The sequence below is a fragment of the Streptomyces sp. NPDC047880 genome (assembly GCF_040706515.1).
Taxonomy (GTDB): domain Bacteria; phylum Actinomycetota; class Actinomycetes; order Streptomycetales; family Streptomycetaceae; genus Streptomyces.
In genome coordinates, this window is the sequence record NZ_JBEZOK010000001.1 from 700,227 (window position 1) to 727,155 (window position 26,929).

The window sequence follows — 26,929 nt, forward strand, 5'->3', positions numbered from 1 at the left end:
GCTGGATCCGGACGGGACTCTGAGGGCGTCTACGACGGTATGGATCTGGAGAAGCGACCCCGCGAGGGTTCCGAGGCGCCGGCCGACCTGCCCCAGCGGCCGGACGATCCGTCCCAGCGGGCGGACGATCCGTCCCAGCGGCCGGATGGGCCGCTCCAGCAGTCTGCGGACCTGCCCGGGCGGGCGGACGTCCCGTCCGTGCGGCGCGAGCCGCAGGCGCCCGAGGGGTGCCTCACCGTCGCCATCCGCATCCCCGTGCGGATCATCGCGCTCGTCCTGGTCGTCCCCGTGCGGATGCTGTGGGACGCGCTCGTCGTGGCCGGGCGGTTCCTGAACGACACGCTGCTCCGGCCGCTCGGCCGGGCGCTGCTGTGGCTCGCGCGGGCCGTGTTCCTCTGGCCGTTCGTGGGGCTGTGGCGCTACGTCGTCGTGCCGGTGGGCAAGGCCCTCGGCCTGCTCGGGAACGTCCTCGTGGTGGTCCCCCTGGTCTGGCTGTACCGCTCGGTCCTCACCCCGGTGGGGCACGCGCTCGCATGGGCCGCCCGGGGGATCGGGGCCGCGGCCGGCTGGATCGCCGGGGGCCTGGGTGCCGGGCTCGGCTGGGTGTACGCGCAGCTGCTCACGCCCGTCGGGCACGCGGTGCGGTGGGTCATGAAGGGACTCGGCGCCGGGCTCGCCGCGCTCGGCATCGGTGTCTGGACCGTCGTCGCCCTGCTGGTGAAGTACCTCGTCGCCGTACCGTCCGTCTGGCTGTACACGTGGGTGCTCGCGCCCGTCGGCCGCGCGGTCGCCTGGTGCGGCAGGGGGCTCGTGCGGCTGGTGCGCACGATCCTCACCGGCATCGGGACGGCCCTCTACTGGATCGCCCGGATCCTGCTCGTCCTGCCCGCACTCGCCCTCTGGCGCTGGATCCTCGCGCCGGCCGGACGCGTCCTCGCCGTCATCGGCCGGGAGGTGTGGGACGCCCTCGGGCACGCCTGGCGCATCGCCGGGCACATCTCGCTCGCCGTCGGGCGGTTCCTCGGCACCCTCTTGCGGTGGATCTTCGTCGAGCCGGTGCGGTGGGTGTACCGCGCCGTGCTGACGCCCGTCGGGCACGCCGTGCGGGACGCCGTCCTGCGGCCGGCCGCCGAGGCCGCCCGCAGCGTGGGGCGGGCCACCCGGCAGGCGCTGGCCGCCGCCCGGGAGTCCGTACGGCAGGCCCGCGCCGACTTCCGCCGGATGCTCTTCGGCGAGCCGCGCCGGCCGCAGCCCGTCGACCGCCGGGAACCATCAGGACGCGGGGCACGTACTCTTGGTAGCAGTACGACCGCTCTCACGAAGGACTGAACGACACTGGGCAAGCGACAGCCCGAAGGCCCGCCGCCCGCACCCGCGGTGCAGCGCATCCGACTGCGTTACACCAAGCGCGGCCGCCTCCGGTTCACCAGCCACCGTGACTTCCAGCGCGCCTTCGAGCGTGCGTTGCGCCGTGCCGAGGTGCCGATGGCCTACTCGGCGGGCTTCACACCGCACCCGAAGGTGTCGTACGCCAATGCCGCACCCACCGGCACGGGCAGTGAGGCGGAATACCTGGAGATCGCGCTCACCGCGCCCAGCGACCCGGAGCAGCTCAGGGCCCTTCTCGACGAGTCGCTGCCCACCGGGCTCGACATCACCGACGCGGTCGAGGCCCGCACCTCCGGGCTCGCCGACCGGCTGACGGCTTCCGTCTGGGAGCTCCGGCTGGACGGGGTGCCGGTGGAGGAGGCCCGCCGAGCGGCGGACGCCTTCAACGCGGCCGAGACGGTCGAGGTCCAGCGCCTCGCCAAGAACGGCGTCCGTACGTTCGACGCCCGCGCCGCCGTGGCGAGCCTGGAGGTCCGCGACCTCACGGAAACGCACAGTTCGCAGGCTGATAGGCCGACCGACCAGCCCTGTGCGATACTGCGGCTGGTTGTTCGGCACGTGACGCCTGCCGTACGACCCGACGACGTCCTGTCCGGTCTCCGCGCCGTGGCCGACCTGGCGCCGCCGGTCCCCGCAGCGGTGACCAGGCTGGCGCAGGGGCTGTTCGATGAAGAGACCGGCACGGTGACCGACCCGCTCGCGCCCGACCGCGAGGCAGCCGAGGCCCACCCAACGGCCGAACCGACTGCCACCGCGACGGCGCCGGCGTAAGGAAGGTCCCGCGTAGGGACGGACGTCGTAGCGCCGCCCTCGGACTCGGGAGCCACCTGGGTCGGGCAGCGCACCGACCAGAAGACTTTCGCCAGGCCGTGCGCATTCGGCGTACGGAACCGGCGAGACAGGACACAGAGAGCTCCCGTGCGGCGCCCGCGCCCCGGACGGCGGCGAACGCGCACAGCGCGCGCCGCGGACGTCACCGGCATTCGCCGGACCAGGCGCGGCGCCCGGGAGCCTGACGGGAGACAAGCCCGCATGCTCGAGCCGACCGAACCCACAGAGGGTTCCGAACAGAACACCACCCCCAGCGACACCCTGCCGCCCCGTCGGCGGCGCCGTGCCGCGTCCCGCCCGGCGGGCCCGCCCACCGGTGCCTCCTCCGACACGCCGGCGGAGACCGTCGCGCCGGCCATACCGGCCGCCGATGCCGAGGAACTCGCGGCGGACGTCGAGTCCGGCGAGGCCGAGGAAGCAGCAGCCGAGGCCGCCCAGGCCCCCGAGGCCGCCGCAGCGCCCGTGGCCGGTGAGAGCGCCGAGGACGCCGCGCCCGCCGGGCGCAAGCGCCGTCGCGCCGTGCGCCGCGCCTCCGCACCTGCCGGTGCTCCCGCCGCCGCGGAGGCCGCCGAGACGGTGGTCCCGGTGACCGCCGCCAGCCCGGACTCCGACTCCGAGGCGACCGAGCCGGCCGAGACCGCCGCTCCCACCGCGTCCTCCGGAGTGACCGAGGACGCCGCCCCCAAGCGCTCCCGCCGCCGCGCCACCCGCACCGTGACCTCGCCCGCCGCCGCTCCGGCCGAGGCGGCCGAGACGGTCGCGGCACCGGCCGTGGCCGACACCGAGGAGCCGGCGGTCGTGGCCGACAGCGCCGAGGCCGCTGAAGAGACCGTTGAAGAGGCTGCTCCGCGCCGGACCCGCCGGCGTGCCTCGCGACGTGCGTCCGCGCCTGCCGGGGCGCCCTCCGCCGCGGAGACCGCGGAGGTGACCGCCGAGGAGGCGAAGGCACCCGTGACCGAGACTCCCGCCGCCGAGCCCGACCGCGCGTCCGAGGCCGCCGCCTCCGAGACCCCCGCCGCCGAGGCCGCTGCCACCGAGCCCGCCCGTGCGTCCGAGGCCGTCGCCTCCGAGGTGTCCGCCGGTGAGGCCGAAGAGGCCGGCCCGCGTCGCCGTCGCCGTGTCGTGCGCCGGGCCGCCGGCGGCTTCGCCGAGCCCGCCCAGCCCACCCGGGGCGGGAAGGCCTCGAAGGCCGCCGCCCGGGTGTCCGCGGACGAGGCCGACAGTGAGAGCGAGGCGCCCTCGCGTCCGCGGCGGCCCGCCGTCGCGCTGTTCCAGGCGCCCGTCTTCACCGAGCCCCAGTTCCAGACGCCGGAGCGGGCTGCTGCCGCTGCCGCCGCGGAGGCGGCCGAGGTGGCGGAGCCCGAACAGAAGCAGGAGCCCGCACCGGCCGAGGCCCAGGGCGAGGAGCAGAGCGGAGGCTCGCGTCGCCGTCGCCGGCGCCGGGGTGCCGCCGACGAGCCGGAGGCCCAGGCCCCCGGGACCGCCGAGGACACCGCCGCCGACGAGGCGGAGGAGACCGACGAGTCCGCCGAGGAGCAGGCCGACGGCGACGAGCAGGACGAGTCCGAGGGCACCGGCTCGCGCCGCCGCCGTCGCCGGGGCGGTCGCCGTCGCCGGCGTGGCGAGTCCGCCGACTCCGACGGTGAGGGCGGCGACGAGTCGGACGCCGAGTCCGAGCCGAGCGCCGCGCAGGACGGCGAGGACGGCGCCGAGGAGGACGACGAGGACTCCGAGGAGGCCACCGACCGTGACGAGTCCGGCGGGAGCGGCTCCAGCAGCAGCAGCAGCCGCCGCCGCCGTCGGCGTCGCCGCCGCGCCGGGGACTCCGGCACCGACTCCGAGCCCTCCGACGACGACCCGGAGCGCACGGTCGTCAAGGTCCGCGAGCCCCGCCCCAAGACGGAACCGTCCGACGAGGTGCAGTCCATCAAGGGCTCGACCCGTCTGGAGGCCAAGAAGCAGCGCCGCCGCGAAGGCCGCGAGCAGGGCCGCCGCCGCGTCCCGATCATCACCGAGGCCGAGTTCCTGGCCCGCCGCGAGGCCGTCGAGCGCGTGATGGTCGTCCGCCAGCACGGCGACCGCACGCAGATCGGCGTCCTCGAGGACGACGTGCTCGTCGAGCACTACGTCAACAAGGAGCAGGCGACCTCGTACGTCGGCAACGTCTACCTCGGCAAGGTGCAGAACGTGCTGCCGTCGATGGAGGCCGCCTTCATCGACATCGGCAAGGGCCGCAACGCCGTCCTGTACGCCGGTGAGGTCAACTTCGAGGCGCTCGGCATGGCCCACGGGCCGCGCCGTATCGAGTCCGCCCTGAAGTCCGGCCAGTCGGTGCTCGTCCAGGTGACGAAGGACCCGATCGGTCACAAGGGCGCCCGCCTGACCAGCCAGGTCTCCCTCCCGGGCCGCTACCTCGTGTACGTGCCCGAGGGCTCCATGACCGGCATCAGCCGCAAGCTGCCCGACACCGAGCGGGCCCGGCTGAAGACCATCCTCAAGAAGATCGTCCCCGAGGACGCGGGCGTCATCGTGCGCACCGCCGCCGAGGGCGCGAGCGAGGACGAGCTGCGCCGGGACGTCGAGCGGCTGCAGCAGCAGTGGGAGGACATCCAGAAGAAGGCCAAGAGCGGCAACGCCCCGACGCTGCTCTACGGCGAGCCGGACATGACCGTCCGGGTCGTGCGCGACATCTTCAACGAGGACTTCTCCAAGGTCGTCGTCAGCGGTGACGAGGCCTGGTCGACCATCCACGGCTACGTCTCGCACGTCGCGCCGGACCTCGCCGAGCGGCTGTCGAAGTGGACCTCCGAGGTCGACGTCTTCGCCACGTACCGGATCGACGAGCAGCTCGCCAAGGCCCTCGACCGCAAGGTCTGGCTGCCCAGCGGCGGTTCGCTGGTCATCGACCGGACCGAGGCGATGGTCGTCGTCGACGTCAACACCGGCAAATTCACCGGCCAGGGCGGCAACCTCGAGGAGACCGTCACCAGGAACAACCTGGAGGCGGCCGAGGAGATCGTCCGCCAGCTGCGGCTGCGCGACCTCGGCGGCATCATCGTCATCGACTTCATCGACATGGTGCTGGAGTCCAACCGGGACCTGGTGCTGCGGCGCCTGCTGGAGTGCCTGGGCCGGGACCGTACGAAGCACCAGGTCGCCGAGGTGACCTCGCTGGGGCTCGTGCAGATGACCCGCAAGCGGGTCGGGCAGGGGCTGCTGGAGTCCTTCTCCGAGACCTGCGTCCACTGCAACGGCCGCGGTGTCATCGTGCACATGGAGCAGCCGACGGCTCCCGGGGGCGGTGGCAAGCGCAAGAAGCGCGCCCGTGCCGGCGCCGCCGAGCAGCCGCACGTGCACGAGGCCGCCGTCGACACCGCCGAGCAGGAGGCGGAGGCCGAGGCGGAGGTCGTCGCCGAGGTCGCCGAGCCGGTCGCGCTGCCCGCGCCGGCCTTCGAGCCCGACGAGGAGCTGTACAGCAGCGCCGCCGAGGCGGAGGCCGCGGCCGGCCGCGGGCGCTCGCGTCGCCGGGCGAGCCGGCGGGCGTCGGCCCCGGCGGGCTCCCCGCGCGGGGAGGTGGCCGAGCCGAAGGCCGAGGAGAGCAGGGACACGACCCGGCGGGGCAGGGGCAGGGCCGCGCAGGCCGTGGCCGAGGCGCCGACGGCTCAGGACGTGACCGCCGAGCAGGAGGCCGCCCGCCCCGTGCAGCCGGAGCCGGCCGCCGAGGCACAGGCCGAGCCGATGGCCGTGGAGGACCCGGTGGTCGAGGCCGCGCCCGCCGCCCCGGCGGCTCCGGCGGAGGAGGCCGCGCCCAAGGGCCGTACCCGGCGCCGGGCCACCCGCAAGGTCTCCGCTCCGGCCGGTTCCCCGGCGGGCGCCGAGGCGGCCGTGGTGACGGTCGCCGAGACCGCGCCCGCGGCGCCCGAGGCCGAGGCCTCCGAGGCACCGGCCGAGCCGGTCGCCGAGGCGCCCGCCGAGAGCGCCGCCCCGGCCCGTCCGCGGCGTCGTGCCGTGCGCAAGCCGACGGCGTCCACGGCGTCCGAGGAGACGGCCGTCGTGGTCGTCCCGTCGGCCGCGTCCGAGGAGGCCGCGGAGGTGCCCGCGTCCGACGGTGCCGTCACGGAGGAGGCCGCCGAGGAGTCGGCCCCCGCCAAGAAGACGGCCCGCAAGACGGCCAAGAAGGCCACGGCGAAGAAGGCCGCCACCAAGAAGACGGCGGCCAAGAAGACCGCGGCCAAGAAGACGACGGCCAAGAAGGCGGCGAAGACCACCAAGACCGCCGCCAAGAAGACCGCGTCGAAGAAGACCGTGGCGGCGGAGCAGACGGCGTCCTCCGGGTCCTCCGTCTCGGCCTCCGCCGACGAGGGCTGAGATCCACTGCCTGTGCGACCGGCGTGACCGGTCGCACAGGCGGCGTGTCCGACTCGGTTTGACCCTTTCGGCCGCGGCCCCGTAACCTTGACCGTCGGCGTGTCGACTGATGCGTCACATCCCCGTAAACCTTCATCCTCCGGGCGCCGGGCGCCCAGGAGAGGCTGTTCGCTGAGTCGGGCGGCTGGCCTGCGGGGGTGCCGTTTCCCGAGCGAGAGAGTGAGTTCCGCGTGTACGCCATCGTGCGCAGCGGTGGTCGCCAGCACAAGGTTGCTGTCGGCGACATCGTTGAGGTTGACAAGATTTCCACTGCCAAGGTTGGCGACACGGTCGAGCTCTCGACCCTGCTCGTTGTCGACGGCGACGCCGTGACCAGCGACCCGTGGGTGCTGGCCGGCATCAAGGTCCAGGCCGAGGTCGTGGACCACCACAAGGGCCAGAAGATCGACATTCTGCGCTACAAGAACAAGACGGGTTACCGCCGTCGCCAGGGCCACCGCCAGCAGTACACGGCGATCAAGGTCACTGAGATCCCCGCGGCTGCGAAGTAAGGGACTGAGGAGAAATGGCACACAAGAAGGGCGCATCGTCCACCCGGAACGGTCGCGACTCCAACGCCCAGCGGCTCGGCGTGAAGCGCTTCGGCGGTCAGGTCGTCAACGCGGGTGAGATCCTGGTCCGTCAGCGTGGCACCCACTTCCACCCGGGCTCCGGTGTCGGCCGTGGCGGCGACGACACGCTGTTCGCCCTCGAGGCCGGTTCGGTGCAGTTCGGCACCCACCGTGGCCGCAAGGTCGTGAACATCGTTCCGGTCGCCTGATCGGACACTTTCGCGAGGCGGACCTCACTTCCCTCACGGGAAGCGGGTCCGCCTTTCGCGTGTTACGCAGAGAACAACCCCCGTAGAACCTCGTACACATACGTACGCACCTGGAGGCACACACCATGACCACCTTCGTGGACCGCGTCGAGCTGCACGTCGCCGCGGGTAGCGGAGGCCACGGCTGTGCCTCCGTCCACCGTGAGAAGTTCAAGCCGCTGGGCGGGCCGGACGGCGGCAACGGCGGGCGCGGCGGGGATGTGATCCTCACCGTCGACCAGTCGGTCACCACGCTGCTCGACTACCACCACTCCCCGCACCGCAAGGCCACCAACGGCAAGCCCGGCGAGGGCGGCAACCGCTTCGGCAAGGACGGCCAGGACCTGGTCCTGCCGGTGCCGGACGGCACGGTGGTGCTGGACAAGGCGGGCAACGTCCTCGCCGACCTGGTCGGGCACGGCACGTCGTACGTCGCCGCGCAGGGCGGCCGGGGCGGGCTGGGCAACGCGGCGCTGGCGTCCGCGCGGCGCAAGGCGCCCGGGTTCGCGCTCCTCGGCGAGCCGGGTGACCTGCGGGACATCGTCCTGGAGCTCAAGACCGTCGCCGACGTGGCGCTCGTCGGCTACCCGAGCGCCGGCAAGTCGTCCCTGATCTCGGTGCTGAGCGCCGCCAAGCCGAAGATCGCCGACTACCCCTTCACCACCCTCGTGCCCAACCTCGGTGTCGTCACGGCCGGTTCGACGGTCTACACGATCGCCGACGTGCCCGGGCTGATCCCCGGCGCCAGCCAGGGCAAGGGGCTGGGCCTGGAGTTCCTGCGGCACGTGGAGCGGTGCAGTGTGCTCGTGCACGTCCTCGACACCGCGACGCTGGAGTCCGAGCGTGACCCGGTCTCCGACCTCGACATCATCGAGGAGGAACTGCGGCAGTACGGCGGGCTGGACAACCGGCCGCGCATCGTCGTCCTGAACAAGATCGACGTGCCGGACGGCAAGGATCTGGCCGAGATGGTGCGACCCGACCTGGAGGCGCGCGGCTACCGCGTGTTCGAGGTCTCGGCCGTGGCGCACATGGGCCTGAAGGAGCTGTCCTTCGCGCTCGCCGAGCTCGTGGCGCAGTCGCGGGCCGCGAAGCCGAAGGAAGAGGCGACCCGGATCGTGATCCGGCCCAAGGCCGTGGACGACACCGGCTTCACCGTGACGCGCGAGGCCGACGGCCTGTTCCGGGTGCGCGGCGAGAAGCCCGAACGCTGGGTGCGCCAGACCGACTTCAACAACGACGAGGCCGTCGGCTACCTCGCGGACCGGCTCAACCGGCTCGGTGTCGAGCAGGAGCTGATGAAGGCCGGTGCCCGGGGTGGCGACGGCGTCGCCATCGGTCCCGAGGAGAACGCGGTCGTCTTCGACTGGGAGCCGTCCGTGACGGCCGGGGCCGAGATGCTCGGCCGGCGCGGTGAGGACCACCGGTTCGAGGGTGCGCGGCCGGCCGCGCAGCGCCGCAGGGACCGGCAGGCCGAGCGGGACGATGCGGAGCAGGAGTACGACGACTTCGAGCCGTTCTGAGTTTACAAAGAGCAAATCCGCAACGGACTTTGGTGCAACCAAGTCGCTCCCGGGTGAGTCGTACGGGGTGGCGCTGGTGAGGATCTTGTTTCTCACGGCGCCGTGACTGCCCAGCGATGCAACGGAGTTGACGTGCCACAGTCCATGAGCAAGCGCAGGGTCGGCCGAGCGGTCGCGGTGGCCGTCGCCGTGGTCGCGGCCGTGACCACCCCGGTGGCCGTGCACGCCGCCCCCGCCGCTCCGTCCGTCGCGGACAGGCTCCGGGACGACTTCAACGGCGACGGCTATCAGGACCTGGCGGTCGCCGCGCCGCGCGGCACGGTCGACGGGAAGGCCCGGGCCGGGTACGTGGCCGTCGTGTACGGCTCGGCCAAGGGCCTCGACCTCGCGCACAAGCAGGTCATCAGCCAGAACACCCCGGGCGTACCCGGCGCTGCGGAGACCGACGACGACTACGGCAGCGATCTCTCCGCGGGCGACCTGGACGGCGACGGTTACGCGGACCTGGTCGTCGGCGCCCCGGGCGAGGACGTCGGAGAGGTCCTGTGGGCCGGCACGCTCGCCGTGCTGTGGGGCGGCAAGCAGGGCCTGTCCGGCGGTACGGCCGTCGCCACCGGCACCGAGGAGGACCGGGTCGACGCGGAGACCCCGGCGCTCGGCGACTTCAACGGCGACGGCCGGCTGGATCTCGCCACCGGAAACCGCCTGCTGTACGGGCCGTTCGACCGCACCACGGGCGCCGCGAAGAGCCAGACCCTGGCCATCGAGCCCGCGTACTTCACGGACGACGTGGCGGCCGGGGACGTCGACCACGACGGCATCACGGACCTGGTCGCGCTCATCCACGACCGCAGCGACGACGACATGCACGACCCCGACTACAAGCACCGCCGCGCGGTCTTCCTGCGGGGCACCCGTGAGGGCCTGAGCGCCCCCGCCCCGGTGAACGACCCCGACGGCACACGCATGCGGGGCGGTGAGAGCCTCGGTGTCGGCGACGTGGACAAGGACGGCTACGCCGACCTCGTCATCGGCCGCCCGAACGACGGCTACGGCGAGGTCGATCTCGACGACCCGCTGCTGAAGGGCGGCCAGATCGGCGTGGTGCACGGCTCGGCGAACGGACCCGACACCTCCCGTACGACGATCATCACGCAGGAGACCCCGGGTGTGCCCGGAAGCTCGGAGTGGTCCGACAGTTTCGGCGGGGGCATCTCCGTCGGTGACGTCAACGCCGACGGCTACGCGGACGTCTCCACCGGCAGCGCGAGCGAGGACCTCGGAGAGGTGTACGCGGCCGGCCGGCTGACCGTGCTGCGGGGCGGCACGTCAGGGCTGACCGGTGACGGCTCCTACAGCATGAGCCAGAACACCAGGAACGTCCCGGGCGAGGCGGAGCGGAACGACTTCTTCGGCGCCGACACCAAGCTGCTGGACGTCAACGGCGACGGCCGGGCCGAGCTGTTCGCCGGAGCCACCGGCGAGAACCGGGACGGCGGCGTCTGGGCGTTCCCCAACCCCGTCAACACCCCCACCGCGACCGGCTCGGTCAGCTTCGGCGCGGGCACCCTCGGCACCGTGAAGAACGGTTCCTCCCTCGGCGCGGGGTTCACCCGCTGAACGCAGGACCCCCGCCCGCCCCAGATGTACGGCCCGGCTCCCGGGCCGCCCGCTGAACACCTGTCAGACTCGCCCCGGCAACGGCTTGTTCCGATGCTGGCGGCGAGTCTCTTTTTGTCTGCTTAGTTGTCATGTACGTGAACCCCGACGTTCAGCGGGCGGACCGCCCGTGAGCGTGAAGCTTCCCCGTGTCCATGTGGCCAGCGAGGTAAGGGAGTCATCCGATGACCGGAGCAGCAACCCCCGACCGACGCCGCTTTCTGACCGCCGGTGCCGCGGTGCTCGGCGCCGCCGCCTCCGCCCAGCTGTGGCTCCCGGCCATGGCCCGCGCGGCCGAGACCCCGCTGCCGGACGGCGTGTTCAGCCTCGGCGTCTCCTCGGGCGACCCGCTCCCGGACGGCATCGTGCTGTGGACCAGGCTCGCCCCGGACCCGCTGAACGGCGGTGGCATGCCCGACCGGGTGGTGCCGGTGGAGTGGCAGCTCGCGGAGGACCCGCGGTTCAGAAAGTCCGTCCGGCAGGGCACCGCCCAGGCCCGGCCCGAGTACGGGCACAGCGTTCACGTGGACGTACGCGGCCTGCGCGCGGACCGTACGTACTGGTACCGCTTCCGCACCAGCGGGCAGCTCTCACCCGCCGGCCGCACCCGTACCGCGCCCCACCCCCATGGCTCGGGTGGCTCCCTGCGCATGGCCCTCGCCTCCTGCCAGAACTGGCAGCACGGCTATTTCACGCCATACGCAGACATGCTCGACCAGGACCCGGACGTCGTGGTGTTCGTCGGCGACTACATCTACGAGTCCACGCCCTCGGCGACGGCCGTACGGCGGCACGAGGGCACCGGGGAGCCGTTCAGCCTCCTCCAGTACCGCAACCGGTACGCCCAGTACCGCACCGACCCGGACCTCGCGGCGATGCACGCGAACGCGCCCTTCGTGGTGACCTTCGACGACCACGAGGTGGACAACGACTTCGCGGGCGAGATCCCGCAGGACCCGGACAAGCAGCCGCACGACGCGTTCGTGGCCCGGCTGACCGCGGCCTACCAGGCGTTCTACGAGCACATGCCGGTCCGTGCCACCGCCGTCCCGGACGGTCCGCACATCCGGATGCACCGCCGTCTGGAGTTCGGCCGGCTGGCCCGGCTCCACGTCCTGGACACCCGGCAGTACCGCAGCGACCAGGCCACCAGCCAGGAAGGCGCCCAGGACCCCTCTCTGACCATGCTGGGCGCCCGGCAGAAGCGCTGGCTGCTGGACGGGCTGCAGGACTCGCCCGCCCGCTGGAACCTCATCGCCTCCCAGATCATGATGGCCGAGACGGACCTCAAAGCCGGCGAGGGCAAGCTCTGGTTCTACGACGCCTGGGACGGCTACCAGGCCGAACGCAATCAGTTCCTCGAGGAGTTCCAGCAGGTCCGCAACCCGGTGGTGCTGTCCGGGGACCGGCACCTGACGATGATCAGCGACCTCAAGGAGGACTTCACCGACCCGGACTCGGACGTCGTCGGCGTCGAGTTCGTCGGCACGTCCATCTCCAGCAACGGTGACCAGGACCAGGAGGCCTTCCGCAGGGAGTGGGACCCGCGGCGCCCGGACAACCCGCACTGGAAGCTGCTCGACGCCCACCGCGGCTACCACCTCTTCGACGTCCGCCGCGACGGCATCGACGCCCAGGTCAGGGTGGTCGACACGGTGCGCCGGCCCACGGCGGCCCCGAGCACGCTGGCCCGGCTGAGGGTCGAGGCGGGCCGTCCGGGCGTCGAGGTCGTCTGACCCGTCCGAGCGCCGCGCGGGCCCGGGACTCCCGGAGTCCCGGGCCCTTTCCGTGCGGGGCGGTCGGGACGTGTGAGAAGTCCGACCCGGGTTTGTGGCGCACTGCTCTCGCCGGGACCGAAATGCGGCGGAATCTTGACCGGGAATTCCGTCGCAATGAGCGGCCGGGAGAGCCGTATTCGCGGCAGGCCGTCATGAAGAACGCGTGCGGCCGCGGGCACCGGGAAGTGGAGATCCGTGCACCGCGACCCCCGTACCCGGCCTCGCGGGCGGCGGGCGCGGTACATGGAGCACCGCCAAAGCGCGTACCGTGCACAGGACATCGTCCGAGGAACCCGTGCAGGTCCCCGGTCACCGCAGTCCCGGCGGCCCCGTCGCCGAGCTCCTGTGCAGTTACTCACAACGCTTTTACCGGGGCTCGAGCAACCATCCGCAATCACCAGCGTCGGCAGGTGAATGAGAGGTGGCGCGCACATATGCGGTGGAGGGCGCTCACCTTGCATCGCGGTAACCAAAAGTGGGACCATTTCCGAGTTCCCTGTCGCCCCAAGGTAGGTCACCTGTGTCCCAGCACATAGCCAAGCCCCGTACCACCGCAGTGATCCTGGCCGGTGGCACCGGTCAGCGCGTGGGTCTGTCGATCCCCAAGCAGCTGCTGAAGATCGCCGGCAAGGCAGTCATCGAGCACACGCTGACCACCTTCGAGAACACCGACTCGATCGACGACATCATCGTGCTGATGGCGCCGGGTTACGTGCCCGACATCGAGAAGATCGTCGCGAAGGCCGGATTCAAGAAGGTCTCGAAGGTCATCGAGGGCGGCTCCACGCGGAACGAGACCACCGAGCGCGCCATCGCCGCGCTGGGCGAGGGCCTGGCCGAGGGCGAGGACGCCAACGTCCTCTTCCACGACGCCGTGCGCCCCCTGCTCTCGCAGCGCGTCATCGACGACTGCGTCACCGCGCTGGAGCGCTACCAGGCCGTCGACGTGGCCATCCCGTCCGCGGACACCATCATCGTCACGCGCACGCACGGCGAGGACGGCGAGTTCATCACCGAGATCCCGGACCGCTCCCGGCTGCGCCGCGGCCAGACGCCGCAGGCCTTCAAGCTGTCCACGATCAAGCGGGCCTACGAGGTCGCCGCCGGCGACCCCAACTTCCAGGCCACCGACGACTGCTCCGTCGTGCTCAAGTACCTGCCGGACGTGCCGATCCACGTCGTCGCTGGTGACGAGTACAACATGAAGGTCACCCAGCCCGTCGACGTCTTCATCGCCGACAAGCTGTTCCAGCTGGCCTCCACGGCCGCACCCGAGCAGGTCTCCGAGGAGGCCTACCGCGAGCTGCTCACCGGCAAGACCATGGTCGTCTTCGGCGGCAGCTACGGCATCGGCAAGGACATCGCCGAGCTCGCCGAGTCCTACGGCGCCAAGGTCTACGCCCTCGGCCGCTCCACCACCGGCACCCACGTGGAGAACCCGGAGGAGGTCGACGACGCCCTGTCCAAGGCGTACGCCGAGACCGGTCGCATCGACTACGTGGTCAACACCGCCGGCGTGCTGCGCATAGGGAAGCTCGCCGAGACCGACAACGCCACCATCGAGGAGGCGCTGAAGGTCAACTACCTGGCCCCGGTGCAGATCGCCCGGTCGTCGTACAAGTACCTGTCCGAGACCAAGGGCCAGTTGCTGCTCTACACCTCCTCCAGCTACACCCGCGGCCGCGCCGAGTACAGCCTGTACTCCTCCACCAAGGCCGCCATGGTGAACCTCACCCAGGCGCTGTCCGACGAGTGGGCCGGCGAGGGCGTCCGCGTCAACTGCATCAACCCCGAGCGCACGGCCACCCCCATGCGCACCAAGGCTTTCGGCCAGGAGCCCTCGGGTTCCCTGCTGTCCTCCGAGGCCGTGGCCCGCACCTCCCTCGACGTGCTGCTCTCCGAGCTCACCGGCCACGTCATCGACGTCCGCCAGCAGGACCCGACGGCCGGCGCGGCCCGGGCCTCCGGCTTCGAGCAGGCCCTGGCCACGGTGCTGGACCGGCAGGACGGCGTGTAATAATTGGCGCCAAATAAACTTCGGTAATTCAGGCCTCTGCGCCCTCCTGTTCACGGCTTTTGCCGTCGACCGGAGTGTTCGCAGGGGCCTGAATCCATACCGTCCCGCGAATATTCACAGACCAGCCGCATTCTCGAACCAAGACCGGCACACCCCTCCCAAGAGCAGGTTTCTCCGTGATATCCACCGCTATTCGCGTCGCCCGGGTGGGCAGCGCGGCCCAGCTGGCCGCGGCGGTCCTCATGGTGGCGGGCTTCCCCGCCCTCATGCTGGCCGCGCTCGTCCCGAGCGTTCCCGCCTTCGCGGCAGCGGCCGCCGTGACGTACCTGGCGGACCACTATCTGCACCGCAAGGGCAGCTACCTGATCAACCGCCTCGGCAAGGTGCGGGCGGGCCTGTCGATCCGCTTCCTGATACGGCAGCTGCTGCTCGTCCTGCTGCTGGCCCGGCTGTCCCTGGCGGACAACCTGATCTACTACGGGGCGATCGCCTGCTTCATCGCCTTCTACGGCCTCCAGGCCCCGCACGGCGCGCTGGTCCAGCTGATCCGCAACCGCCGCCGTATGCCGGTCGCCACCCGCAACGTCGACCTGGCCTCCCGCATCCGCATCCCGGACGCCCCGCCGCGCAAGCTGCTGCACCGCTCCGCCGAGAAGATGCTGCACCTCGACCTCGCGGCGGTCGTCGGCATCCTGGTCGCCGCCCAGGTGAAGTCGTCCCTGGTCGGCTTCATCGGCATCGGCATCACGGTGGCCGTGGCCACCCTCTACGTCCTGGCGCTCGTGCCGTACGTGCGCGGCCGGAGGATCCCGCCGAAGGCGGAGACGGTCCTGGCGGCCGTCGACGACTGGCTGGGCGAGTACAAGCCGGAGACGGTGCTGTACTTCTCCGGGTCCAAGGACTCCGCGTACCAGGTCAACATGTGGCTGGACACCATGGAGAAGCTGGACTCCAAGCCGCTGATCATCCTGCGTGAGCGGGCCATCCTGAACAACCTGGCGCCCACCACGGTCCCCGTCATCTGCGTGCCCGGAGGGGTGCACCTGATGAACATGGACCTGTCCACGGTGCGCGTCGCGCTCTACGCGGCCAACGTCGGCAAGAACATCCACATGCTGCGTGTGCCCACCATCAAGCACGTCTTCATCGGCCACGGCGACAGCGACAAGCTCGCCAGCGTCAACCCGTACAGCAAGGTCTACGACGAGGTGTGGACGGCCGGCCGTGCGGGCCGCGACCGCTACGCCATCGCCGACGTCGGTGTCCGCGACGACGACATCGTCGAGGTCGGCCGCCCGCAGCTCGCCCCGATCCAGACCTGGCAGGGCGTGCCCGAGGGCCGCATCCCCACGGTGCTGTACGCCCCCACCTGGGAGGGCTGGGACGGCAACCCGGGCAACACCTCGGTCGTGCTGGCCGGCGAGAACATCGTGAAGCAGCTCGTGCAGGCCGACCCGCCGGTCCGCGTCCTGTACAAGCCGCACCCCTTCACCGGCAACGTCAGCAAGGAGGCCGGTGCCGCGCACCAGCGCATCACCGCCCTGGTGCAGAAGGCCGCCGCGGAGCGCGCCATCGACACGCGGTTCATCGCCGACACCGCCGCCCAGGCCCAGGCCAAGGCCGAGCTGAGCCGCATCGAGGCCCGGCTGGCGCAGCTGTCCGGCTCCCGCGGTGACCGCGGCGACGAGGCCGTGGCCACCCGTGACGGGCTGGTCGACGTCGCCCGGCACGAGGAGGTCGCCCGGCTGCGCGCCGAGTGGAACGACGCCTACTGGCGTTCCTTCCCGTCCTGGGAGCACCGCGTCATCACCGGCGCCGAGCCGCGGCTGTACGACTGCTTCAACGTCTCCGACGCGATGGTCTCCGACATCTCCAGCGTGGTCTCCGACTTCATCGCGAGCGGCAAGCCGTACGCGGTCACGGACTCCGCCGGAGTGGGTGTCGAGGAGTTCAAGCGGAACAACACGGCGGTGCGTGCCGCGGTGATCCTGTCCAACAGCGCCGACGAGCTGGGCGAGCTGCTCGGCGCGGTCCGCGCCCCGGACACCGACCCGCTGGCCGAGGACCGCAAGGAGCTCAAGCAGTACCTGCTGGGCCCGGACGAGCCGACCTCGCTCGAGCAGTTCAACACCGCTGTGGCGAACCTCGCGCTCAAGGCCGAGACGCGCAACGTCGGCCAGCAGTCGCGGGACGCGGCCGCCCTCGCGGAGAGCGAGGCCGAGCTGGCCAACGCCGTGCCCGGGCAGCGGGTGCCCGCCGCCGGTGACACGGACGAGGTCGGCACGGGCTGAACTGCCGCCGCCGGCTGAAGAGTTCGGCCCCGAGGGTTCTCCTCGGGGCCGAACTCTTTTCCTTTCCCGCAGTTTGTCCGATCACTGTGTGACGTGTCCCACTAACACCCGTGTGCGAGGCAACCGCTTGTCTCGATCACCCGTCTATCAAGTAGCGAATGAGGCGATACGGGGGGGAATATCCCATTGACTAGGGGGAAACGTGACCGTGACGCAGCCTGATGTGAGTGTGATCATCGGTGCGTACGAAGCGATGCCGTATCTGATCGAGTGCCTCTCGTCCGTCGAGGCACAGACCATCGATCCGACGCGCGTCGAGGTCATCGCGGTGGACGACGGTTCGACGGACGGGACGGGGGAGTACCTGCTGGAGTTCGCCGAGCGGGCTCCCATGCACGTGCTGGTGATCCGGCAGCAGAACTCCGGCGGCCCCAGCGGCCCGCGCAACGTGGGCCTGGGGAAGGCCACCGGGCGCTACGTGTTCTTCCTCGACGCCGACGACCGGCTGGGCCCCGAGGCTCTGGAGCGGATGGTCGCCATGGCCGACCGCGCCGGCACGGACGTGGTGCTGGGCAAGGTCGAGGGCGTCAACCGCTCGGCGCCGAAGTCCATGTGGGGCAGGACGGTGGAGCGGACGGACGTCTTCTCCTCCAACATCAAGTTCACCCTCAGCGCGCAGAAACTGTTCCGCCGCGCGCTGCTCGACCGGCACGGCATGCGCTTCGACGAGTCGCTGTTCACCGGCGAGGACGCGCTGTTCACCATGGAGGCGTACCTGCGGGCGGACGGCGTCTCCGTGGTCGCCGACCACACCTGCTACTACCTGGTCGGCCGCGACGACGGCAAGCACGTGACGAAGAGCGGCAGCTACACGCTGCGCTTCGACTCCGCCCGGGCCCTGATGGAGCTCATCGCCGAACTCGTCCCCGCGGGCGGCCGGCGCGACCAGCTGATGGTCCGGCCCTTCCTCGTCACGCTGCTGCCGCAGTTCGGGCCCAAGTACCTGACGGACAGCGAGGAGATCCGCCGGCACAAGTTCGAGCTCGCCAAGCCGCTGATGGACACCTACTGGACCGAGGGCGTCGCTCAGCGCCTCAAGGTCCACGAGCGGCTGCGACTGCACCTGGTCGCCGAGCAGCGCCCCGAACTGCTCCCGGACGTCGTGCAGTTCGTCAAGAGCAAGAAGCAGGCGGCGGCCCTCCTGGAGAGGAAGGGCCGCCGTGTGTACCTGGCCTACCCGCATTTCCGGGACCGCGCCGCCGGTGTCCCCGACTCCGTCTACCTCGCAGAGCCCCGGGAGGCCCGTGCCTTCCCGGGGTACCGCGAGGGCGGTGCCGACACGTTCATGCGGCGTGCCGTGCGCAAGGCCCGACGCGTGCTGACGTCCCGGGAGATACGCCACGCGGCGTGACCGACGTGGGGCTGTCCGGCGCCGCTCAGCGCTGTGCGGTCGGGACCTCGGCTCCGGTGCGCTGACCGGGCACCGCGGCCAGCCGCTCCGCCACCCGTGCCCGGTGGTCCCGGGCCTCCCCGCACAGCGCCCGGACGGCCTCGTTGAATCGCTCCTGCGACGACGGCTCGGCCGGGCCCAGCAGACGCAGCTTCAGCTCGGCACGCGCCTCGGCCAGTTCGTCGCGCTCCGGGTGCCGGACGGTCTCCAGCAGGTCCGGCACCCCGGCGGCGTCCGGCGTCAGCACCGTCGCCGCCACCACCGTCGGGAAAGCCGTACGGAAGGCGTCCTCGGGCAGCCCGCTGGTGTTGGCCACCGCGTACGGCTTCTCACTCGCCAGGAAGTCGCTGATCACGCTCGACACATCGCTGATCAGCAGGTCGGCCACGTTGAAGCAGGAGTACAGCGTGGGCCGGGCGTCCGTGATGATCTGGTGTTCGCCCGCTGGCAGCGAGGCCCAGTACGCCTCGTTCCACGCGGCAGCCGCCCGTGCCACCGACTCCGCGCGGCCCGGCTCGGGCGCCGACTGCACCAGCATCCGTTCCACGGTGTCGGCCCCGGACCGGAAGACCGAGGTGGTGAGCCGGTCCAGTTCGGCGGTGCGGCGGGCGAGTTCCGTACCGTCCGAGGGGCGCGCGCCCGCCCGCTCCCGGTTGGCGGCCCGGATCAGCTCCCGGATCCGCAGATCGGCGGCTCCCGCACGCGGATCCACCGACCCCGTCAGCGGATGCGGCTTGTACAGCAGCCGCACGCCCGGGTCCGCCAGCAGCGCCCGCACCAGGTTCTCCCCGGCCGCGATCACCGACGTGTTGCCGGGGTTGCCGTCCCAGCCCTCCCAGGTCGGCGCGTACAGCACGGTCGTCCAGGGCCCGGCCGGGGGACCCGCGTAGGGCAGCACACCGTCCAGCTGCGGGCGGCCCGTCTCCACCACGTCCTTGTCCTCGACCCCGACCTCGGCCAGCGCGTACCGCTCGCGCGCGGCGGGCCCGGCCACCCACACCTCGTCGTACGCCTTCGCGTACGGGTTGCACGAGGACAGCTTGTCGCTCTCGCCGTGGTTGACGAAGGTGTGCTTGATCGTGGGGATGCGCAGCACCTGGGAGGTCTTGCCGGAGTTCGACGGGTGGATGAGGACCTGGAGCGTGGAGTGTTCCAGGCGCATCAGCGTCGACACCTTCGGCAGGCACACGATCGGGATGTCCGTCGCCGCGATCTTCTGCACCATGAACCGCTCGCGCAGGATGATGACGGGCCTGCCCTCGAGACCGGCCAGCGGCTCCAGCCACATGTTCGCCTGGTAGGCCGAGGAGGCGCCGCCGGAGAAGTACAGGCCGGCGGTGGGCCGGTACTCGGCCAGCCACGCGTCGAACCACTCGAGCACCTCCTGCTCGTCCGCCGGGCGACGGCCGGGCAGCAGCCGGAGCAGCAGGACGCCGAGGCCGGTCACTCCGAGGGCGAGGGAGAGCGCGATGCCCGCCGCCGCGTACACGGGCCGGTCGCCCGGCGTGCTGGCGAGCAGCCCGGCCGTCGCCGGCAGGCCGAACACCAGCAGCCGGTGGCCGGGCCGGCGCAGCAGCCCCCACGGGGCCGGGGACAGCCGCAGCGCGGAGGCGTCGATGTTCCGGGTGACCACCGGCAGGGTGCGGGTGCGGCGCACCAGCACGGAGACCGCCTGGATCGCGCTGTGCAGCACGTAGCAGAGGAGCAGCCCGGCCACCAGCGGGGCGTACACCGTCTCCCGGTCCTGCTCGCCCAGCCGCAGCAGGGCCACGACCAGCAGCAGGTCCCGTACGACGTGCCGCACGGTGATGTCCGCGTGCGACTTGGCGAACAGCGACAGCACCCCGCGCTGCCACTTGTACAGGACGCCTTCGGTGGCCAGGGAGACGGTCGTCGCGGCGATCAGCAGCGGGACGTCGGGCAGCAGCGCCGCGACCGCCTGCGCGGCGAACGCGGCGGCCAGGACGACGGTGACCAGCCCCTTGATGAGGGCCTGAGGGCGGGGGAGAGGTACGGGCACTGCGGTCACTCCAGGAGCGTCGGGTCGGCGCAGGTCGGCCGTCCGGGTTAACGCGTGGCGGCCTCCCGACGACACGCGCGTGTCGTCGGGGTGTGGGTGCGGGGGCCGTAAGGCGTGTCGTCGGACGGTAGCGGATGATCCCGTTCCTGTCGTGGGGTGGGCCCGGAAGGGGCGGAAGGTCGGTTTCCGGCCGTGGCAGAGGCCGAGCGGTCAGGGCGGATGATCGGTTCCCCGTCGTGGGGCCGAGGGGCAGGGAGGGGGCGGCTTCCGGTCCTGGGCGGGGTCGAGCCGACGGAAGGGACGGGCGGGTGCGCTCCCGTGACGCGGACGGCACCGTCCGTAGCGTGGACCGGCGCCGCACCCCGTCCGGGCGTCCCGTAGATTTCCTGGTGAGCGACCGAATCGACGCGAGGGGACGGACGGCGACGTGGCAGGGGCAAGGCAGGCCGTGGGCGAGGCCCGCAGGATCGTCGTCAAGGTCGGGTCCTCCTCGCTGACCACCGCCTCGGGCGGCCTGGACGCGGACCGCGTGGACGCGCTGGTCGACGTCCTCGCCAAGGTCCGCAGCGGCGGCGAGCGCGAGATCGTCCTGGTCTCCTCGGGCGCCATCGCCGCCGGTCTCGCCCCGCTCGGCCTGCGCCGCCGCCCCAAGGACCTCGCCCGGCAGCAGGCCGCCGCCAGCGTCGGCCAGGGCCTGCTGGTCGCCCGCTACACCGCCTCCTTCGCCCGCTACGGCGTCCGCGTCGGGCAGGTCCTGCTGACCTCCGACGACATGAGCCGCCGCTCGCACCACCGCAACGCCTCGCGCACCCTCGACAAGCTGCTCGCGATGGGCGCCTTCCCGATCGTCAACGAGAACGACACCGTCGCCACGGACGAGATCCGCTTCGGCGACAACGACCGCCTCGCCGCCCTGGTCGCCCACCTCGTCCGCGCCGACCTGCTGGTCCTGCTGTCCGACGTGGACGGCGTCTACGACGGGGACCCGGCCAAGCCCGGCACGTCCCGCATCGGCGAGGTGCGCGAGCCCTCCGACCTCGCCGACGTCGAGATCGGCAGCGCGGGCAAGGCAGGCGTCGGCACCGGCGGCATGGTCACCAAGGTCGAGGCCGCCCGGATCGCGGCCGCCGCCGGCACCCCCGTCGTCCTCACCAGCGCCATCCACGCCGCCGACGCCCTGACCGGCCAGGACACCGGCACCTTCTTCCACCCCACCGGCAAGCGCTCCGCCGACCGGCTGCTGTGGCTCCAGCACGCCTCCACCCCGCAGGGCGCGCTGACCCTGGACGACGGCGCCGTGCGGGCCGTCGTGGACCGCCGCAAGTCGCTGCTGCCGGCCGGGATCGCCGCGGTCGAGGGCGAGTTCAGCGCCGGCGACCCGGTCGAGCTGCGGGACGGGGCGGGGCACGCGGTGGCCCGCGGGCTCGTCAACTTCGACGCCAAGGAGATCCCCCGGCTGATCGGCCGCTCCACCCGGGAACTGGCCCGCGAACTCGGACCCGCGTACGAACGCGAGGTCGTACACAGGGACGACCTGGTGGTCCTGCACCCTTAATGTGTCGAAACGTCTGCCCCCGGTGGTGGACGTTCCGCAAAACCGCCACGCGATCCCTTGCGGCCTGCTCAACTTTGTCTCGGGGAACTGTTCCGCAGCAGCGCCACTGTGCAAAGGAGGCCGTCGTGAGACGAGTGCGCCCTGGGACTCAGGCGTCCCGCGGTGGTGCCGGCTCCCGCGCGGCCGGTGAGGAGCGCGCCCTGACCAGCGTTGCGGCCGGGGACCGGTTCGAGGGCGAGGAACCCGTGGACACCCCGCGTCTGTGGCACGTCACCCTCAGCGTCTCCGGCAAGGAGGCCCCGCTCCCCGAGGTCCGGCGCGCCCTGGAACAGCTCGCCCACGACCACCCCTTCTTCCTGACCAGCCGCTACGCCGTCGACCACGCCGAGATCCGCTACTGGGAAGAGGCCCGCGACCTGCACGACGCTGCCGCCGTCGCCCTGCGCCTGTGGGGGGAGCACCGGCAGACCGCCGGGCTGCCGCCCTGGGAGATCGTCGGCCTGGAGGTCATCGACCGCGCGACCTACCACCAGCGCATCGCGGAGGGGTACGGCCCGCCACCGGCGTCCCCGGTCGGCGTTCATCCGTTTTGACCCGTTCCACGAAGTGTCTCGCGCTGTGGAACGAACGATGAACCGAGCCGCCCGGCGCACTACCCTTCCCTCATGACCACGCTCTCTCCGTACGACTCCATGTCCCCGGTCACCGAGGCCGCCTACCGAGCCAAGGCCGCCGCAGCGGTCCTCGCGCCGCTGCCCCGGGCCGAGAAGGACGACGCGCTGCTCGCCATCGCGGACGCGCTGGAGGTCCGTGCGAGCGAGATCGTCGAGGCCAACGCCAAGGACGTCGCCAAGGCCCGCGAGGCCGGCACCAGCGAGGGCATGATCGACCGGCTCACGCTCACCCCCGAGCGGATCCGCGCCATCGCCTCGGACGTGCGTGACGTGGCCGCGCTGCCCGACCCGGTCGGCGAGGTCGTCCGCGGCTCCACGCTGCCCAACGGCATCGACCTGCGCCAGGTCCGTGTGCCGCTCGGCGTCGTCGGGATCATCTACGAGGGCCGGCCGAACGTCACCGTCGACGCCGCCGCCCTCTGCCTGAAGTCCGGCAACGCGGTCCTGCTGCGCGGCTCCTCCTCGGCGTACCAGTCGAACACCGCCCTCGTGCGCGTCCTGCGCGACGCCGTCGGCGGGGCCGGGCTGCCCGCCGACGCCGTCCAGCTCGTCCCCGGCGAGAGCCGCGACAGCGTGCGCGAGCTGATGCGCGCCCGCGGCCTCGTCGACGTGCTCATCCCGCGCGGCGGCGCCTCCCTGATCAACGCGGTCGTCCAGGAGTCCGTCGTCCCCGTCATCGAGACCGGCACCGGCAACTGCCACGTCTACGTCGACGCGCAGGCCGACCTCGACATGGCCGTCGAGATCCTGATCAACTCCAAGGCCCAGCGGGTCGGCGTCTGCAACGCCGCCGAGACCCTCCTGGTCCACCAGGACATCGCCGCGGAGTTCCTGCCCCGCGCCCTGGACGCCCTCGCCGAGGCCGGGGTCACCGTGCACGCCGACGAGCGCGTTCAGGCCTACGCCAAGGACTCGAAGGCCACCGTCGTCGAGGCGACCGCCGAGGACTGGGAGACCGAGTACCTGTCGTACGACATCGCCGCCGCGGTCGTGGACTCGCTGGACAAGGCCGTCGAGCACATCCGGCTGTGGACCTCCGGCCACACCGAGGCCATCGTGACGACCTCCCAGCAAGCCGCCCGCCGCTTCACCCAACTGGTCGACTCCACCACCGTCGCCGTGAACGCCTCCACCCGGTTCACCGACGGCGGCCAGTTCGGCTTCGGCGCCGAGATCGGCATCTCCACGCAGAAGCTGCACTCCCGTGGGCCCATGGGTCTGCCGGAGCTGACCAGCACGAAGTACATCGTCACCGGCGACGGGCACGTACGGCGCTGAGCCGCACCCACGCGGAGCACGGAGTATGCGGGCGGGCGCATGCCTCTGCGAGTCACCCGAATGGCGCAGACGCGCGCGGGAGGAGTGACCGGCGGGGCGTGCGCCGTCCGGCGCCCCGTGGAAGCCGTCTCGACCAGTGGATGAATTTCCATACCGTCTGCCCAAATTGACCCCCCAGGTCTACTCTGGATCCGTGCCGGAGGACGTGGGGGGCACGCCGTTTCCGGACGGCCGGGAGCCCGACGACGACCACGACCGCGGGGTGTCGGACGAAGAGTTCGCCTCCGTGGTCTTCGACGAGGCCTTCGTGCGCGCGGCCGTGGTGCACGAGCCGACCGCGGTGGAGCGCCTCCTGGCCGCGGCACAGGCGAGAGCCGAGGCATCCGAGGCCGAGGCGCGCCGCGCCCACACCAGAGGCGAGCGCTACGACGAGGGGTACGGCCCGGACCGTCGGGGTGTCTACGGCCCCGAGCCCGGCCTCGACGAGCTCGACGGCCCCGACCTCTTCGAGGACCACTACGGCGCCGGGCCGTACTCCAAACAGGTCCGCTGGCACCGCCCCGTCGCCTGGCTGCTGGCCCTGGTGATGGGGATCGGCATGGTCGCCCTGGCCTTCACAGCGGTCTACCGGGGCGCATCCGGAAACCGCGAGGAGCCCGCGCCGCCGCCCGCCTCGACCGGGCTGGAACAGGGCAGCGGAGCCGCACCCTCGGCCTCCGCCGAGTCCTCCCCGCCGGCCGTCTCGGTGATCCCCCACGGGCCCTGACCGGAACCCGCCCGTCTTGGTGAGAACCTGTCAGAACTTGTGGAGCAGCCGGGCGTTTACCCGAGCTTCCGGCGACCTACCCTGAAGATATGGGCGGGCCTGGAAACCCACCTGAGGGGACTCCAGAGGGCGCCCCCGGAGGTGGAGAGGACGAGTACCGATCCGTCGTCTTCGACGAGTCGTTCGTCCGTGCTGCCCGCCTCCAGGAGTTCTCCGCGCAGGAGCGCATCGCGGACCACGCCCCCGCAGTGCGACGCAGGCCCCCGCTGCGCCGGGGCCTGTCCCGGCAGGCCCTGGTCCTCGTCCTGCTGATCGCTGTCGCCTTCGGCACCGCGATCTACATGGGTGTGCGGCACCCCTACCAGACCCCTGCCGCCCGGGAACCCGTCGAGCCCCTGCGGATGACCGTCATCCCGCTCGCCCCCGAGGGCAAGGTGCCCGGCACAGCCGACCCGGCGTACCTGTACGAGCACAGCCCCGCCGCGCAGTTCCGCACCGGCGCGGAGGGGGTGCCGCTGCCGGCCTCGCGGCGCACCGCGCACTTCTCGGACAGCCAGGTCGTGACCGCCCTGACCACCGCCAAGGACTACATCGTCCGCTCGGCCCTGGACCCCGAGGTCCTCACGGGCGGTGAGGTCCGCGCCGTCCGGGTGCTGCTCGACCCCGACCAACTGGACCAGTTCGACCAGAGCTTCGCCCGCCCCACTGCCGACGGACGCCACGCGCCCACCGGCTGGCTGGTGCGCTTCGACCCGTCCCGCGCCGAGCTGGCCGACCGGAAGGTCCGGGTCCAGGGCACGCTGCAGGCCGCCGAGGCCGACGCGTCGACGCTGGAGGTCACAGCCGATCACACGTTCGTGTACGCGCTGCGGGCGGCCGGTGCCGGAGCCAAGGACGACGTGTCCCTCTTCACCCTCCGGCGAGAGCTGCACTTCCGCTTCGACCGCGACGACCTGCGGCTGCACCAGGCCCAGCTCCTGGTCTCCTACGTCCAGGCCGGCCCGCTGTCCTGCGCCGAGGACTCCACGAACCACCTCCGGCCCCTCCTTGCCGGCCAGACGGCCAAGGAGGGCGGCCCCGCCGGCACCGACCCCTACGCCACGGGCGGCGCGACGGCCCTGTGCGGCTCCCTGGCGACGAGCGCGCAGCCGAAGGTGTGAGGGGGCCCCAGCCGGGCCGGAGAAGCCTCCAGCCGGGCCGGGAGGGCACTATCGGGCAGCCGGGCCGGGAGGGCACTGACCGGGCCGCGCGCCCCCGGGGCGGACGTGTGGCGCCTAGCGCTCGTCTCGCGGCGGCTGGTCGCCCCCCGAGGGGTCCGACGGGCCCGATGCGTCCGACGAGCCCGACGCGTCCGTCCCAGGCCCCTGAGGCGGCTTCGGGGGCGTGGCCGTGAAGCCGCCGAAGCCGCGGCGGACCCGGTCGCCCAGGTCGCCGGCGCCGCCCGCGAGATCCGTGACCAGCTTCATCAGCGGGTCCTTGGAGTTCTTCACGTGGGACGTGTAGTGGTTCGCCGAATCCCGCCAGGAGTCGCGGACCGAGGTGTCCTTGTCCTCGTCACGCCGCGCGTAGTGGCCGTCCATGATCCGCTGGAAGTCCCGCGACTCGGCCCACTTCTTCAGCTCGGCCGCCCGCACGGTGGTGAAGGGGTGGGTGCGGGGCAGCACGTTCAGGATCTTCAGCACGGAGTCGCGCAGATCGCCCCCGGCCTCGTACTCCTCGGCCTGGGCGAGAAACGCGTCCACGTTCATCTCGTGCAGGTGGTTGCCGCCGGCGATCTTCATCAGACCCCGCATCGAGGCCCGCAGGTCCTGCCCGACCAGCAGCCCCGCGCGGTCCGCCGACAGCTCCGACTTGCGGAACCACTCCCGCAGCCCGGTCACGATCGCCATGATCGCGAGATTGCCCAGCGGGATCCACGCCACCCGGACGGCGAGGCTCGTCAGGAACAGCAGGATCGTCCGGTAGACGGAGTGCCCGGACAACGCGTGCCCCACCTCGTGCCCGACGACCGCGCGCATCTCCTCCTCGTCGAGCAGCTCGACGAGACCGGTCGTGACGACGATGATCGGCTCGTCCAGGCCGATGCACATCGCGTTCGGCTGCGGGTCCTGGTTCACGTACATCGGCGGGACCTTCTCCAGGTCCAGGATGTAGCAGGCGTCCCGCAGCATCACGTTCAGATGGGCGAACTGCTGGTCCGAGACGCGTACCGAGTCCGACAGGAACAGCAGCCGCAGACTGCGCTCGGGCAGCAGACCGCTGAGCGCCTTGAACACCGTGTCGAACCCGCTCAGCTTGCGCAGCGCCACCAGGGCGGAACGGTCGGCCGGGTGCTCGTACGTCCGCGAGGAGATCCCGGGGAAGCGCCTGCGCTGCCTGCTCGGCACGCGCTCGTGCCCTTGCTGCTCGTGGCCGTCGGACATGTCTTCCCCCATGCGTCTGTATGACCTTTGCGGCCCTTTGTGCGGCCC

Annotated in this window: 18 protein-coding genes; 16 read left to right on the top strand and 2 right to left on the bottom strand. The window is 71.9% G+C overall.

The features are described 5' to 3' along the window. Window positions 1-39: 39 nt before the first annotated feature. The 11 genes from AB0937_RS03365 (at window position 40) to AB0937_RS03415 (ending at window position 18,126) form a co-directional block, all read left to right on the top strand. A complete protein-coding gene (locus tag AB0937_RS03365) occupies window positions 40-1,329 on the top strand; it encodes a hypothetical protein (protein WP_366709236.1) in 1,290 nt (429 codons plus the stop codon). Window positions 1,330-1,377: 48 nt separating this feature from the next. After that, window positions 1,378-2,160 (top strand): TIGR03936 family radical SAM-associated protein, encoded by a 783-nt coding sequence (locus tag AB0937_RS03370; protein ID WP_366709237.1) that lies wholly within the window; start codon window positions 1,378-1,380, stop codon window positions 2,158-2,160. A 261-nt stretch (window positions 2,161-2,421) separates the two neighbouring features. Continuing rightward, entirely contained in the window at window positions 2,422-6,588 is a 4,167-nt protein-coding gene (locus AB0937_RS03375) for an Rne/Rng family ribonuclease (protein ID WP_366709238.1), read from the top strand. Between the two features lie 230 nt (window positions 6,589-6,818). Then, window positions 6,819-7,139, top strand: a complete 321-nt coding sequence (gene rplU / locus AB0937_RS03380) for a 50S ribosomal protein L21 (RefSeq protein WP_004931419.1) — start codon at window positions 6,819-6,821, stop codon at window positions 7,137-7,139. A gap of 14 nt (window positions 7,140-7,153) precedes the next feature. Next, window positions 7,154-7,408, top strand: coding sequence for a 50S ribosomal protein L27 (rpmA, locus tag AB0937_RS03385; RefSeq protein ID WP_031107501.1), 255 nt, complete (start codon window positions 7,154-7,156; stop codon window positions 7,406-7,408). 125 nt (window positions 7,409-7,533) lie between these two features. After that, entirely contained in the window at window positions 7,534-8,970 is a 1,437-nt protein-coding gene (gene obgE / locus AB0937_RS03390; protein WP_366709239.1) for a GTPase ObgE, read from the top strand. Window positions 8,971-9,102: 132 nt separating this feature from the next. Next, a complete protein-coding gene (locus AB0937_RS03395) occupies window positions 9,103-10,590 on the top strand; it encodes a VCBS repeat-containing protein (RefSeq protein WP_366709240.1) in 1,488 nt (495 codons plus the stop codon). Between the two features lie 224 nt (window positions 10,591-10,814). Beyond that, window positions 10,815-12,365, top strand: coding sequence for an alkaline phosphatase D family protein (locus tag AB0937_RS03400; RefSeq protein WP_366709241.1), 1,551 nt, complete (start codon window positions 10,815-10,817; stop codon window positions 12,363-12,365). 562 nt (window positions 12,366-12,927) lie between these two features. Further along, complete coding sequence (locus AB0937_RS03405; RefSeq protein ID WP_366709242.1) at window positions 12,928-14,424, top strand: bifunctional cytidylyltransferase/SDR family oxidoreductase; 1,497 nt, start codon at window positions 12,928-12,930, stop codon at window positions 14,422-14,424. Between the two features lie 176 nt (window positions 14,425-14,600). Next, window positions 14,601-16,715: a hypothetical protein gene (locus AB0937_RS03410; protein WP_366709243.1), complete on the top strand. Its 2,115-nt coding sequence runs from the start codon at window positions 14,601-14,603 to the stop codon at window positions 16,713-16,715. A gap of 202 nt (window positions 16,716-16,917) precedes the next feature. Beyond that, the gene (locus AB0937_RS03415; RefSeq protein ID WP_366709244.1) at window positions 16,918-18,126 is read left to right on the top strand and encodes a glycosyltransferase family 2 protein; all 1,209 of its coding nucleotides are present in this window, start codon (window positions 16,918-16,920) and stop codon (window positions 18,124-18,126) included. 25 nt (window positions 18,127-18,151) lie between these two features. On the opposite strand, the gene AB0937_RS03420 is transcribed toward AB0937_RS03415, so the two are convergent. Next, entirely contained in the window at window positions 18,152-20,185 is a 2,034-nt protein-coding gene (locus AB0937_RS03420; RefSeq protein WP_366709245.1) for a hypothetical protein, read from the bottom strand. A 448-nt stretch (window positions 20,186-20,633) separates the two neighbouring features. Here AB0937_RS03420 and proB point away from each other — a divergent pair, with 448 nt between their 5' ends. The 5 genes from proB to AB0937_RS03445 all read left to right on the top strand — a co-directional run bounded on the left by proB (window position 20,634) and on the right by AB0937_RS03445 (window position 25,618). Then, window positions 20,634-21,740, top strand: a complete 1,107-nt coding sequence (gene proB, locus AB0937_RS03425) for a glutamate 5-kinase (protein ID WP_366709335.1) — start codon at window positions 20,634-20,636, stop codon at window positions 21,738-21,740. A gap of 134 nt (window positions 21,741-21,874) precedes the next feature. Beyond that, window positions 21,875-22,333 (top strand): hypothetical protein, encoded by a 459-nt coding sequence (locus AB0937_RS03430; RefSeq protein WP_351632845.1) that lies wholly within the window; start codon window positions 21,875-21,877, stop codon window positions 22,331-22,333. 72 nt (window positions 22,334-22,405) lie between these two features. After that, the gene (locus AB0937_RS03435) at window positions 22,406-23,692 is read left to right on the top strand and encodes a glutamate-5-semialdehyde dehydrogenase (RefSeq protein ID WP_366709246.1); all 1,287 of its coding nucleotides are present in this window, start codon (window positions 22,406-22,408) and stop codon (window positions 23,690-23,692) included. Between the two features lie 166 nt (window positions 23,693-23,858). After that, on the top strand, window positions 23,859-24,458 hold the full coding sequence (locus AB0937_RS03440; RefSeq protein ID WP_366709247.1) for a hypothetical protein: 600 nt from the start codon (window positions 23,859-23,861) through the stop codon (window positions 24,456-24,458). A gap of 89 nt (window positions 24,459-24,547) precedes the next feature. Beyond that, window positions 24,548-25,618 (top strand): hypothetical protein, encoded by a 1,071-nt coding sequence (locus AB0937_RS03445; protein WP_366709248.1) that lies wholly within the window; start codon window positions 24,548-24,550, stop codon window positions 25,616-25,618. 114 nt (window positions 25,619-25,732) lie between these two features. On the opposite strand, the gene AB0937_RS03450 is transcribed toward AB0937_RS03445, so the two are convergent. After that, the gene (locus AB0937_RS03450) at window positions 25,733-26,881 is read right to left on the bottom strand and encodes a M48 family metallopeptidase (RefSeq protein ID WP_366709336.1); all 1,149 of its coding nucleotides are present in this window, start codon (window positions 26,879-26,881) and stop codon (window positions 25,733-25,735) included. Between the last annotated feature and the right edge of the window lie 48 nt (window positions 26,882-26,929).

Coding starts and splice junctions, on each gene's coding strand:
- AB0937_RS03365 (WP_366709236.1), top strand. CDS start 40: ATGGATCTGGAGAAGCGACCCCGCGAGGGTTCCGAGGCGCCGGCCGAC.
- AB0937_RS03375 (WP_366709238.1), top strand. CDS start 2,422: ATGCTCGAGCCGACCGAACCCACAGAGGGTTCCGAACAGAACACCACC.
- rpmA (WP_031107501.1), top strand. CDS start 7,154: ATGGCACACAAGAAGGGCGCATCGTCCACCCGGAACGGTCGCGACTCC.
- obgE (WP_366709239.1), top strand. CDS start 7,534: ATGACCACCTTCGTGGACCGCGTCGAGCTGCACGTCGCCGCGGGTAGC.
- AB0937_RS03400 (WP_366709241.1), top strand. CDS start 10,815: ATGACCGGAGCAGCAACCCCCGACCGACGCCGCTTTCTGACCGCCGGT.
- AB0937_RS03435 (WP_366709246.1), top strand. CDS start 22,406: ATGACCACGCTCTCTCCGTACGACTCCATGTCCCCGGTCACCGAGGCC.
- AB0937_RS03445 (WP_366709248.1), top strand. CDS start 24,548: ATGGGCGGGCCTGGAAACCCACCTGAGGGGACTCCAGAGGGCGCCCCC.
- AB0937_RS03450 (WP_366709336.1), bottom strand. CDS start 26,881: ATGTCCGACGGCCACGAGCAGCAAGGGCACGAGCGCGTGCCGAGCAGG.